Genomic DNA, 12,582 nt, shown 5'->3' with positions numbered 1-12,582 from the left:
TTTTTGAATTCGTTCTTTTCAGTAACTATACATTTGCGTAGATACAATATTATTGAAAGCAAGGTGAATACATGCTTTTGCATGCTGATTTTTTTGTGAGCTCTATAAATGATTCACTAAAATTCTACGTTGATGCTTTGGGTTTTGAATTAGTGGATGAATTTGAAGTGAATGGAGATTTAGTGCGATTTATTTCTGCTGGGATGTACTCAAAATGCAGAGTTGTATTATTGAGAATTGGAGTTAGAAGTGCAATGATCGAGTTGATTGAATTTGTGGATAAAAAAACAGATGATGTAATAAAGTCTAGGGGATCTATAACAATATTAGTGCCTTCTTTAGATGAGAAAATATCTGTTTTACGAAACAAAGGTATTAGTCCAGTTTCTGATGTTTTTAATGTAGATAGTAATAAGTTTGGGAGAAGTAAAGTTTTATTTTATAGTGATTTTGATGGGAACAAAATAGAATTCTTAGAAAAGGTTTAATGAAATAAACAAGACTATAAGTGGAGGGAAAAATAATATGCAAACGAAACTTGAATGGACCCCTGAACAAGAGTTGCTTATATTGACTAGCAGACTTACTTTTTCTGAAAATCAAAAAGAACAATTAACTACCTTGCTTAGTGAAAACAGAATTAATTGGTTTGAGTTTTACAAATTAACATTGTACCACAAAACCATGACATTATGCTGGAAAAATATCAAGACATATTGTCCTGATGTACCCATCCCAAAATATTTAAGAGAAGTAATAACCAGCGCAAGTATCTCAATATCTGAAAGAAATAAAAATTATCAATTGAAAATAAAGGAAGCTTTAGATGAATTTAAAAAACATGATCTTACTTGTATTCCCGTAAAGGGATCTTACTTAATACCAAATATGTATAAAGATTATGGTATTAGATATAGTGGAGATGCTGACTTTCTTGTTAAGTATTCAGATATAGCGAAACTAGAAGATGCAATGGAATCCCTTGGTTTTATCAAGAGCAACGGCATATACAATGAAATAGATAATACAATAACTCCAATTTCTCGAGCAGAGGAAATTATGTGGAAGAGATCAATGAGTAACTTACCACCTTATCTAAAATTAAATGATAATCGGTTTACCCCATTTTATTTATTTGACTTTAGATTTGCATTAGATGATACATTGAACCATGACCCAATTAATGAAATAATTGACAACTACATAAGAACAGGACATGTCAATCCATCCCATGTTCTTACTCATCTTTGCACCCATTTTTATGGCGAAGCTACGTACACATTAACTATATTTTTTGGAAAAGATATGAGTTTAATAAAACTTTGTGACATAAGAGAATATATCATTCAATGTATGGATAATGTATCACTTGAATCGTGTGTTTCGTTTGCCAAAAAGAACAATCTAGAAAAACAAATATATTACACAATGTTCTATTTAAAATTAGTATATAACGATGGATATGAAGATGAAATCATGGAAAAATTAGGAGTAGTGGATCAAGACTTTATGAGAGAATTTGGAGAGAATCAACTCGGTGAGAAACAGAAATTTAAAAAAGGATTCTATGAACGGATTTTTTCGTGTGACAATAGCGATGAAATGTTAGAAGGACCAAGATTTCTAGAAATCTAACAAGTGGAGGTTCTCTAAAATGAATGTGAAAGATTTGACAATAAACAAAGTGTTTGAAATCCAAGCACAAAAAACACCAGATAAGATTGCTTTAATTTATGATGGCGGCACAATGACATATTCTGAGCTTAATAAAAAAGCTAACCAGCTGGCAAGATATTTAATCCAGAGAAATGTCATGGTTGGTGATATAGTTACATTGCAACTAAAACGTTCATTTGAAATGGTTATTTGTATTTTAGCCGTTTTGAAGGCGGGTGCCGTTTATTTACCCTTGAGCGTGAATGAACCGGTTGAACGGCTCAACTACCTCTTATTAAAAAGCAATGCAAAAATTCTATTAACTGACACAGAATTGTCGGCTCCAAGTACTGTGCCGTTTATCAATATAGAAGAAGTAAAGTATGACATTTTTGAGAGTTCAAGCTTGGAGATCAAATTTTCTTCCGAGAATCTCGCTTATATCATATTTACCTCCGGATCAACGGGTGAGCCTAAAGGTGTGATGGTTGAACATAAATCCGTGGTCAATTTTTTGAGTTGGAGGAAAGAAGAACATTCATTAAGTGACGATGATGTTCTGATTCTAAAACATTCTTATACTTTTGACTTTTCAATATTTGAATTATTCGCATGGTTTTTTGCAGGCGCTTCATTATGTATATTGAAACAAGACGAAGAGAAATACCCGGACATCTTAATAAACAAAATATTTGAACATAACGTTACTTCAATAAACTTTGTAACATCGGCGTTTAAATTATTTTTAGATGTTGCAGAACATAAGGATTCCATGGATAAGCTTAAATCTTTGAAAAATGTATATTTTGGTGGAGAATATTTGCACCATACACTAGTAGAAAAGTTTTATAGTTTGTTTGGTAGAAATACAAATACTAATTTACATCATGTGTATGGTCCTACAGAAACTACAATTATAGTAACCTGCTTTAGCTTAAGTCATGATATTTTTTCAAAACTATCTGAAATTCCAATTGGAAAGCCAATTGATAATACAATGATAAACATATTAAATGAAGATTTAACTGAATGTGCTGTGAATGAGGTTGGAGAAATTTATATTTCTGGTGCTTGTGTTGCTCGTGGCTATATTAACGATGAAAATTTGAGCAGTAAAAGTTTTTTGCCGGATTTGATACATCAACATGGCAGGATGTATAAAAGCGGAGACCTAGGAAAACGGACAGATGATGGTAATATTGTGTTCGTTGGAAGGGCTGATAATCAGGTTAAAATACGTGGCTATAGAATAGAGCTTGAGGAAATTGAAAAGATGTTGATGAAATACACTGACGTTACCCATGCATTAGTAATGGTACATGATCATAACGCTCTGGTTTGTTATTATACTAGCACAAAGGAAATAGCCAAAGATACTCTTGTCGAGTATTTAGCAGGCTATTTACCGGAATATATGATTCCACTTGATATTATTAGAATTGATGATTTTGTTTATACTTCAAGCGGGAAGATAGACCGGAACTATGATTATTCTTTACCAGAGAAAAGTAAAGTTATAAATAACCAGCCACAACTATCAACGTTAGAACAAAGAACTCTTGGAATAATTACAAGAAATCTGCCCAAAATCCCCGAACAATCAATTTCCCTTGAGGCGGATTTGGTAAGTCTCGGAGTTAATTCAGTATTTTTCATAAAATTAATTATTGATATGGAAGAAGAGTTTGACATAATATTTGATGACAACATGTTGGCCAGGGATTCATTTGTAAAAGTCAAAGATTTTGCTGAGTACATTACCCAAAAGATAAACTGAGATTATAGGTTACGTTAAAATTATTTCGAATGATTTTCGGAAGTAATGAATAAGGTTCTTGCGGATCTTATACCCACCATCCATAGAAACTCATATAAGTAACGCAATATTTCATTCAAATTAACTAACCATAGGTCCCTAATTTCATATTTTTTGAATGACAACTGAAATTATCCCGCCAAGCAAGGGTGAAGGATTATGCTTAATCATTTAGGATCTCCTGCTTGGCAGGCCTATGGTAGCATCTATTGACTAGTTTTTATTGATAATTTTTTTCAACGTTCCATTTGAATGGTACAAAGATTCGACGCATTTATAGCATGGATGAACCATTCATATTTTTTAGCTTTTAGAGAAGGTGATATAATAAAAATGGGTTAATATCAATTTTAACGAAACATAGTTTACCCAACTGATTCCTCGATACACCGGGAGTCGAATTAGAAAACACATAAAGTGTTTCAAAAATTAATCTTGAAAAGACTAACAGGAGGTAACTAGTATGAAGATAGGTATTGGGCAAGATAGCCACAGATTTGATCCAAATGGTACCAAAGAACTCATTTTAGGTGGAGTGGAGGTAGACAGTGATAAATCATTTTTTACCAACAGCGATGGAGATGTTGTTCTTCACGCATTGACAAATGCAATTTCAAGTATTACATGTGTGAATATCCTCGGGAAAATTGCGGACGAAATGTGTTTGGAACGAGGAATTCTGAATAGCGCAGAATACGTTAAGGAAGCATTAAAGTATCTGAATGGATTGAAGATATCTAATGTTTCTTTTTCAATAGAATGTTCCACACCCAAAATATCACCTATTATTGCTGACATGCGTAATTCAATAGCTAATTTGCTTGACATTGAGGCTAATTGTGTAGGTATTACTGCAACATCGGGAGAAGAATTGACAGAGTTCGGTAAAGGGAAGGGTATACAAGTTTTTTGTACTGTGTGTGCTATTTAAGAAAATCAGCTTGAGTTCTAACATCGGTTGAAACGCTAAACTATTCATGCTGATGCCTCATTATTTTCAAATGAGGCATCTCGGCATCGCTTTACTCATTTTAGGGTAGTAAGGGAACAATCAAAAGGAAGCGTTACCGTTGAAAATGAATTCCTATGAATCCAAAAAAAAGAAGAACGAGGATTTGCATAAAATTGCACACATTCGGTCTAGGAACTAGCCTGTAAACTTGAGGCAGTAGCTTAATTGATCAAGAAGCCGACATCTCTTAGGTGGTTGGTAGTTCACGTTATGATATCCACGTTGGACCTCCTAATCGTTGGGTATATGGAGTCGACGTTCACCTCTCTTTAATAGGAGATTTTTTGTGTTTAACATGAAGTCTTGAATATAGATAACAGATTAAGAGTTTGGTTGAAAATTGATATTGAGTTTTATACAAGCCAGTACATTTTTACATTGGAATTGTGTGGGTTATATGAGCACAGTCAACCGCTTATGAGGTCTAGTCAAACTATAGGCATCCTTATTATAAACACTGCAAAAAATTGATATGAGGAGTGTTTTCAACAATGAAAATAACTGGTTGTATTTTAACAAAAAATGAAGCTCCGCTCTTGGAAGATGCTATTAGGAATCTGAAAAAATTAACAAATAATATTATTATAGTTGATAATGGTTCATCTGATAATACAAGACAAATTGCTGAAAAGTTTGAATGCGATATAATTTTCAGCCCCCAAACTATCTTAGATCAAACTAGAAATGTTTATTTAAATGCAATAAACTCTGGTTGGGTTTTTGTATTAGATACGGATGAACGTTTAGATGATAGAACAATAACTACTATACATAATTTTTGTTCACAAGCTCCTGCTGAAGTTATGTTAGCTAGATTACCTAGATATGAATATTTGGGTAATGGTTTGTTTTTTGAGTCAACTATGTCACGTTTATTTAGAAGTCACCCTCAAATCCGTTATGATCCATCACCTATTCATTCTTCAGTTACATATTCTGTAAAGGATTTATCAGGTGAGATAAAATTTCTTGACGCTCCAATTCAACATATAGATGTTCTAGTCAAACAGAATAGTGAAATGAAGAGATTATCTTACACAAAATTATTAGAAGAAACACTCACTCAAAATGAAGGAACTTATTATTATATGAATCTGTTGATGTTTTTAGGCGTAGAATATGCGACTTCGAGAGATTATGACAAAGCTTTAAATATTTTTGATAGTATTTTGAATTCAAATAGATGTACTGAACGAATGAGATATTATGTGGAATTTTATAAATGTAGGCTTTTTATGTTAGAGGGCGAATTTGAAAAAGTTAAGGAGTTAGTACATGTAGATCAGATATCTGATTTGTATTGGAAGGCGAAATTTTTAACTTTAAAAGCAGAAATATTATGGATAAATGGGGATCTTGAAAATTCGAAGAAGTGTTACTACCAAGCGCTTGATATCAATCCGAACGAATTGCAATTATTGTTGAATTTAGCTTATCTTGAAAAAATTGAAAACCCACATGTTACTGTTGATATGATAAACAATGCTATAAAAATTAATTCATATTTATTAGAGCCTATTATTTATAAAAATGTTGATAGCACTAAAAATGTATTCTTTTTTCAAAAACCGATTGATTTAATGAATCGTAATTCTACTAATATTTTTGAATGTATGATAGAAGCGTTGAAAAGTTTAGAAGAAACCAAGGAAATCAACACATGGATGAATCACCAAATAAATTGTATTGCATAAAAAGATAGACTGCAAAACTCGTAAGTTTTTGTTTACAAGGAGCAGAACTTCCGCTCAGTGGTCGATTTATGTTGCTCAAGAATTCATAGATACAGACCGAGGGCATCTTTCTCAACTAAACTTTAACAAACGGTTGTCATTCATCCCACATTTCTAAAGTGGTGGGATGAATGACAACCGTTTGATTTTTGAGGACCATTCGCTATAATAACGAATGCTTGTTCGCTACTTTCTTATTTGGTTAGGATAGAACGGAGGTAAACCCGATGCTGAAAAGCGTATCGGTATCGATTAGTTCCCCATCAAGCGGAGGATTCTTCCTAAAGACGTTTGTTTGCATACGCAAAGACTACAACCTCATCCTAAGTATGTCAACTTCGATCTTCCACCGCCATTCTTATTGACAATTTTCTAATCTCCGCGAACTACATTCTCTAATAAAGAGTAATTCATAATTCCAAGAATAGAAATACACTGATAAGTAAGTAGCGATAGTCACTCCAGTTACTCTTAACTTTTTTACAAATAGTAAAAAAATGTGCAGCTATCAGCTACAGAAATGCGATATAAAAGTAGTAGTTATGCTTTTACCTGCAGAGGACCGCTCCCTGAAATTTTGAAACTGAAAAAGCGTTATGAAGAGACTCCTGTTTCTCTTTGACTTGGCATCAGGTCCCAAATGAATTCCAAAGGCACTTGTTTTATTCAGGTTAGTAGTTGAACCATCCACGATCTGCGCCCTTGCAATTGCAAGGGGGTGTATAACTTTCTTTCTTATTTTTGTGTTGACATTCAGAACTTACGCACAAACATCATATGCAGCGGAACGATTAGTAGCGACGTCGGACGAACTAACAGATGAGTTCGAAAGGGAATCAAGCTTAGATACCATTGTATTAGCAGAAATAGTTGCGTGTACTTTAACGTAAAGTTGTGTAAAATCAACAAAAATGGTAAATGTAGTTGTTACCTTGTGTACCTTATTTTTATTTATCCTCTGTCATGCGACTAATGAGGGCCATATGTTTGTGAACCCACCCCAAAGGTGTATTTGTGTCTATTTGGTACAATTCCTCTTGGTTTTTTTTGTGTATAAATTACTTTCTAGGAGGGATTGCAAATGAAATTACCTTTTAAAACGGGGATGGTTCTTGTTCTCAAACGAATGTATTATCAAGTATGTTCTAAGAAAAAGGTGGCAAAGAATGACCAAGCTACTACGAATCCGTTATTCTTGAAAAAGTCGGTTAAAGCAAAGAAGCAACTTATTATTAATGAGGTTATAGATCTACTAGGATTGTCTCTATACATGATCTTTTTTGGACTCCTCTGGCTGGAAACTGTAATGTATCGATGGGAACAGAGGCAGGGGTTAGTTATCTTAATAAGCATATTGCTTTTTTCATTAATTATTGGTTTTCTCAAGGAGCTTCTCTCAAACAATGGTCTCATGATGAAAGCATGTCGTGGATTCCATTCCCAAAGAATAACGGGCTTCAACTTGCGATGGGACTTACTCACTTAATACTAACAACCAACCATGCAGGAAAGGGGTAAGATGTCATACATGTCATACAGATTCTAAGACCATTAATGTAGATGATGGTGAACATTGCTATAATGTGAGTCAAACAACGAAATCTCATCGCTCCGACATATTGGTTAAAACAATCGGAAAAGAGATTGATGTTCTAACAGAGCAATTTGAATTGGATCCAAACAGACCACGGAGGAGAAATGCTTGCCGATGTAGATAATGCAGTACGCCTAGTCCAATGGTCGAAAGATTTCATTTATCCGAATGTGACTACCTCACAATACAGCAGAAGTTTGGAGCGGAAATTTCTGCACAGTTACGACGACACTTGTTCTCGTTCCAACCTCAGATATGGATGTTATGGTCGGTGAAATAGGTATAGACTTTTATGAGAGAACCACCCTTATTTGTGCCAATGAGCGATGTACTGAGGGGGATAAACCGTAAAAAATTTTACATCGGTGATGTCATTGTAGTCATAGGTTCCTTCTTTGAGAATGGTTTTTTAGCTGCGGAAGTATATAAACAATAACTCTTTTCCCGTACCTGGAACACCCACCTTATTGGACCGGCTCAGACCCAAAGTATTACCTGTGAATGTTATAGTCCCAGTATCGTTGATCACGTATCTTTCAATGAAAGTCACTTTTTTCACACCTTCCCATAAGTTGCACTCTAATCAATTTATTTGGGCGAAAAAAATTTATGTGGAAGTACAGGCTTAACATTGAGTAGGGATGCAATTTTGCAATTTTGTATTTTCGATATCTTTAGTTCCGCCAGTTCTTAGCAGAAGTCGCGAGTACAAGTTACTGTAATAGAATAAGTTAGGTTTGTATGATGAAACGGTGGGGGCTTGGAAAATGAACAAAACGGAGCGGCAGCTTGCGATTACGCTTGAATTGCAGCGAAGGAAGATGCTACGAGCAGAAGATTTAGCTGCTCAATTGGAGACAAGTGTACGTACGATATATCGAGATATTCAGGCATTAAGTGAGGCTGGCGTTCCAATTATGGGAGCTCCGGGTCATGGGTATTCCCTCATGGAAGGATATTTTCTGCCCCCAGTAAGCTTCACCGCAGAAGAAGTCGTATCCCTGCTCATGGGAGCTGATTTTATCGAACAGAGATTGGATACAGAATACGCGATGGAGGCTAGGTCGGCTCAACGGAAAATTGAAGCGATTTTACCAGAATCCGTTCGTAACGAATCCATACGTGTTCGGGAAACGATGAGATTGCTTCATACGGTTGAACCTTTAACCCGAGCGCGGGTGAAAACATACCTTAACCAGATACGTAATGCCATTCTGGAGCAACGTAAAATCAGCTTTATGTATCTGAAAAAAATGCCAGGAACGGATGGCAATCGGTATAACATGCGTGAGGTTTCACCCTATGGACTCTCACTTGTACAGGAGAATTGGGTGTTGATTGCACGTTGTGATATGCGACAAGACATCCGTCATTTTCGTTTGTCACGGATGACTGAACTTTCCGTGCTGGAGGATCAGTTCCTTGTGCCGTCTGGCTTTAATCTAAACAGTTATCGACCTCCTGACGACCGTAACGAACACATAATAATCAGGGCAAAACCCGAAATTGCTGACAAAATTATGGAGGCAATTCATTTTTATATGGATGCATTCGAGGAGCAAGAGGAAGGTGTGATTTTTCATTTTCGTGTCCGCTATCCCGAGGAAATCTTGCACTATTTACTTGGCTGGGGTGGAGATATCGAGGTCTTGGAGCCGGAGTCTTTACGCTTTCGAATGCAGGAAGTAGCCAAAAACATCTTAAAACACTACTGACATACACCTGTCAGTAGTGTTTTTTTATACTTTGATATATCACAGATTAAAGGGAGTTGGTTGCAGGATGAGAAGTGCAGCGGAAGCATTGAAATCATTGGAAACGATAGACAGCAGATATTGGATTGGTGTTGTATCTGCTTCTCATGTGAATGTAGCCGTAGAGGGAGGATTTGCGCAGTTGTGCCATGGTAAGGCAGCACTGTTGCGACAGATGTCTCCGGGTAACTGGCTGATATACTATTCTCCACGTACAGACATATCAGCTGGCAAGCCACTTCAGGCGTTTACCGCTATTGGTCAAATTACCGATGACAGGATATACCAATATCAGATGTCGGAATCATTTGTACCCTTTCGCCGAGATCTCCGTTATCTACGGTGTCGAGAAGTAAAGATTGCAACGTTGTTAGACCAACTTAGTTTTACACGGGGGAATCGCAATTGGGGGTTTTCATTTCGTAAAGGCCATTTTGAGATTGGAGCAGAAGACTTTATGATAATAGCTTCCTCCATGTTGGAAGATGAGATACAGTCACTACTGGATATTAGCTTAAGCCATAAATGTTAACTAAAGCAAAAGGCCCATAGATTGTCTATGGACCCTTTAATTTTAAGCATAATCATATCCTCCACCGTTGATATTACATTTGCGAAGACGATGGATGCCCAAGGAAAGACCTTTGATCGCCCCGTATTTCTCAATAGCTTGAATCATATACACGAACAGCTATGATTGCAAAATGGGGGTATGCAAGTAAAAGTGGGTTGTATACATGTGGAGTCATATCTTCTTGTGAAAGAACCCGGTCCGTGCTATCCAAATCCGGATGGAGGTCTGTATATGAACCATCAACTGTCACGGTTGTCTGTTATGACTGACGAGCAACTCAATGGAAATATTGCACGCTGCCTAGGGTACATCTAATAAGGATCAAACCCGCTTTCTGAAGGGAGATTTCCTGAAAAGATTTAGAAAACGAGTGAGAATCTAGTTTTCAAATTCAGCAAGAAATAGATTTGATAGATATGTATCAGTCAGCACGTACAAACCGATAGTTAACATTACACTGAAGCTCCAGGAACAAGAGCGAGCATAAGATTATTTTTGAAGTGCAATCTCGTATTTAGTATCCATTCGATAAGCTACCCTGAAATTAGGAGAATGGCTTTCTTTATATCTTATGGATTTGATATGTTGGTATTAAGCAAAATAGTTCGCCGTTGTTGACAAATTGTAACAGTTAAATGTAAAATAATAGAACCGATGTATTTAATAGATATTTTTATGTAATATATATATGTTTAATTTAGATTATGTATAAATACATATATTAGCGGTAATTTAACTTAACTTCTTTACCAGAGTTGAATTGATTGTCTACTCCAAAATAGGAGTTAACAATAGTATCTTTAGCTGTTTATTCAAAGCCTCATATGTTGAAAGGAGGATAGTAACTTCGTCTAACTTTTTAATTTGAAGGGAGTTATTCTAAATGAATACTATAAATCACAAATCACTGAAGTACGTACTGGGAACGATCTTAGCAATAGCGCTATTCATGAGTTTCAATCTCTCTGCAAAAGCTGCAGACTCTGAAGTAATAGAGGTCGCTCAAGTCCAACAATTACATGAAAAAGCTAAAGATCTTAACCTTATTAAAGTTGTAAGAGGTCTGATCAACATCAATGAAATTGAAGTCAATAAAGAGAAGCTTGGAGTTACAGATGAAAACGTATACCAAGACTATATTAATAGTCTTCAATCAACAAATGTTCTGATTAGAGCGGGCTACTCATATATTGACGATAATAATGACCCTCAGATGGTATCTGACGAAAAAATCGCTAAGTTATCAAGAGAAGAACCAAGCAATTTAATTACTGTTGAACCTTCTAATCCTTCTGATGATATAGTTACACCATATAGCGAAATTCTGGATCTTAAAGGAATGGTTACAGCAAATAGAAACCAACTGACGAGTTACTATTGGAATGTTTTTTATTCTTCCGCTACGACGGGCCAACCCGCATTAGTAGCAACAGCGTCCACAGCAATATGGTTTAAAGCAAAAGTAAATATACGTGGACCTTGGGATTATAAAACCCAACCAGGTTGGGGTGGTGCTCAGAAACAATGGTTGGCCGATACACACACAGGACGTCGAACAGTAACTACTGAATATATTGGAAATTACAATTATGGGTTCACTGGACAATTTTTATTTCCTTTGCAAATTTTGTTTTATGGTGGTCAGTATGCTAACGGTGATATCTGGACTCCAGAAGATAAAAATGATAGAGCCGCTATACAACAAGGATTCAATGACGCTACAAGATAATTAACAATGGACATAATCTTCGACTAAACTTTATAATATAAAGAAAATGATTCCTGTAAAATTAGGAATCATTTTCTTTATATATTGAGAGATATGTGTCATCTCATTAAGCAGGAAAGATGTATTAACCGCGAATTTTTATCTATTTAAGGAAAAGGGGGTTCATTTTTAGTGAAAAAAATAAGCTGGTTAGCTTTGTTTTTAGTACTTTTTTTGTCCATTATTTCGATGTATTCACTGTATTCTAACATGAATAATAAATGGTTAGTTATACCACCAAACTACGTGATTCTACTATTTTCAGTTATAGGTTTGGTCCTAAGTTTAATAAGTTTCAAAGATAAATCGAGCAAGTCAGCTAAGGTAAGAAGTTGGATATCCACACTTCTTTCGGTAGTACTGATCGTTCTACTTTTTGGTGTTTTATCATTTACATCCATGTTTTCGGGTTCAAAAGAATTACTTACGACTACGCATTCACCAGACAAGAACTATACATTAAATTTCTTTAAAACTGACGCTGGGGCCATGGGGTCTTCTGGAGTTATAGGAGAACTAAAAGGACCTCTTTGGTTTAAACGAGTATTTTACTATGAGCGAAAGACAGATCAAGTTAAGTTGGAATGGGTTGATAACCACACAATCTCAATTAATGATCAAACTGTAAATTTATTGAATGGAGAAACTGTACGCCGTAACCTTAATTGATTTGTT

General features: G+C 35.4%; 11 protein-coding genes. 10 read left to right on the top strand and 1 reads right to left on the bottom strand.

The features are described from left to right. Window positions 1-71: 71 nt before the first annotated feature. The 8 genes from MHB85_RS23570 to MHB85_RS23535 all read left to right on the top strand — a co-directional run bounded on the left by MHB85_RS23570 (window position 72) and on the right by MHB85_RS23535 (window position 10,097). Window positions 72-488 carry a VOC family protein gene (locus MHB85_RS23570; protein ID WP_192133359.1) on the top strand — a complete coding sequence of 139 codons (417 nt, stop codon included), beginning with the start codon at window positions 72-74 and terminating at the stop codon, window positions 486-488. A gap of 37 nt (window positions 489-525) precedes the next feature. After that, entirely contained in the window at window positions 526-1,635 is a 1,110-nt protein-coding gene (locus tag MHB85_RS23565; RefSeq protein ID WP_341073804.1) for a nucleotidyltransferase family protein, read from the top strand. Window positions 1,636-1,654: 19 nt separating this feature from the next. Beyond that, complete coding sequence (locus tag MHB85_RS23560) at window positions 1,655-3,433, top strand: amino acid adenylation domain-containing protein (protein WP_192133364.1); 1,779 nt, start codon at window positions 1,655-1,657, stop codon at window positions 3,431-3,433. A 502-nt stretch (window positions 3,434-3,935) separates the two neighbouring features. Beyond that, entirely contained in the window at window positions 3,936-4,403 is a 468-nt protein-coding gene (gene ispF, locus MHB85_RS23555) for a 2-C-methyl-D-erythritol 2,4-cyclodiphosphate synthase (protein ID WP_192133366.1), read from the top strand. Window positions 4,404-4,975: 572 nt separating this feature from the next. Beyond that, a complete protein-coding gene (locus tag MHB85_RS23550) occupies window positions 4,976-6,178 on the top strand; it encodes a tetratricopeptide repeat-containing glycosyltransferase (protein WP_192133368.1) in 1,203 nt (400 codons plus the stop codon). Window positions 6,179-7,298: 1,120 nt separating this feature from the next. Further along, window positions 7,299-7,703 (top strand): hypothetical protein, encoded by a 405-nt coding sequence (locus tag MHB85_RS23545; protein ID WP_192133370.1) that lies wholly within the window; start codon window positions 7,299-7,301, stop codon window positions 7,701-7,703. 875 nt (window positions 7,704-8,578) lie between these two features. Then, window positions 8,579-9,526, top strand: a complete 948-nt coding sequence (locus MHB85_RS23540; RefSeq protein WP_192133372.1) for a helix-turn-helix transcriptional regulator — start codon at window positions 8,579-8,581, stop codon at window positions 9,524-9,526. 67 nt (window positions 9,527-9,593) lie between these two features. Next, window positions 9,594-10,097, top strand: coding sequence for an EVE domain-containing protein (locus MHB85_RS23535; RefSeq protein ID WP_192133374.1), 504 nt, complete (start codon window positions 9,594-9,596; stop codon window positions 10,095-10,097). Window positions 10,098-10,139: 42 nt separating this feature from the next. Here MHB85_RS23535 and yidD read toward each other — a convergent pair whose 3' ends face one another. Next, window positions 10,140-10,244 carry a membrane protein insertion efficiency factor YidD gene (gene yidD, locus MHB85_RS31235; RefSeq protein ID WP_192133375.1) on the bottom strand — a complete coding sequence of 35 codons (105 nt, stop codon included), beginning with the start codon at window positions 10,242-10,244 and terminating at the stop codon, window positions 10,140-10,142. Between the two features lie 778 nt (window positions 10,245-11,022). On the opposite strand from yidD, the gene MHB85_RS23530 reads away from it, so the two are divergent. Then, complete coding sequence (locus MHB85_RS23530; RefSeq protein ID WP_192133377.1) at window positions 11,023-11,868, top strand: polymorphic toxin type 44 domain-containing protein; 846 nt, start codon at window positions 11,023-11,025, stop codon at window positions 11,866-11,868. Between the two features lie 171 nt (window positions 11,869-12,039). Continuing rightward, a complete protein-coding gene (locus tag MHB85_RS23525; protein ID WP_192133379.1) occupies window positions 12,040-12,576 on the top strand; it encodes a DUF5412 family protein in 537 nt (178 codons plus the stop codon). Window positions 12,577-12,582: the final 6 nt, after the last annotated feature.

The organism is Paenibacillus sp. FSL K6-4396, from assembly GCF_038002525.1.
GTDB classification, from domain to species: Bacteria; Bacillota; Bacilli; order Paenibacillales; family Paenibacillaceae; genus Paenibacillus; species Paenibacillus amylolyticus_B.
This window is presented reverse-complemented; position numbering and strand designations above follow the sequence as displayed.

Bases quoted from the DNA above. Each gene is read 5' to 3' on its own strand.
- MHB85_RS23530 (WP_192133377.1), top strand. From the start codon at position 11,023: ATGAATACTATAAATCACAAATCACTGAAGTACGTACTGGGAACGATC.
- ispF (WP_192133366.1), top strand. From the start codon at position 3,936: ATGAAGATAGGTATTGGGCAAGATAGCCACAGATTTGATCCAAATGGT.
- MHB85_RS23535 (WP_192133374.1), top strand. From the start codon at position 9,594: ATGAGAAGTGCAGCGGAAGCATTGAAATCATTGGAAACGATAGACAGC.
- MHB85_RS23550 (WP_192133368.1), top strand. From the start codon at position 4,976: ATGAAAATAACTGGTTGTATTTTAACAAAAAATGAAGCTCCGCTCTTG.
- MHB85_RS23545 (WP_192133370.1), top strand. From the start codon at position 7,299: ATGAAATTACCTTTTAAAACGGGGATGGTTCTTGTTCTCAAACGAATG.
- MHB85_RS23540 (WP_192133372.1), top strand. From the start codon at position 8,579: ATGAACAAAACGGAGCGGCAGCTTGCGATTACGCTTGAATTGCAGCGA.
- MHB85_RS23565 (WP_341073804.1), top strand. From the start codon at position 526: ATGCAAACGAAACTTGAATGGACCCCTGAACAAGAGTTGCTTATATTG.
- MHB85_RS23560 (WP_192133364.1), top strand. From the start codon at position 1,655: ATGAATGTGAAAGATTTGACAATAAACAAAGTGTTTGAAATCCAAGCA.
- MHB85_RS23570 (WP_192133359.1), top strand. From the start codon at position 72: ATGCTTTTGCATGCTGATTTTTTTGTGAGCTCTATAAATGATTCACTA.
- yidD (WP_192133375.1), bottom strand. From the start codon at position 10,244: ATGATTCAAGCTATTGAGAAATACGGGGCGATCAAAGGTCTTTCCTTG.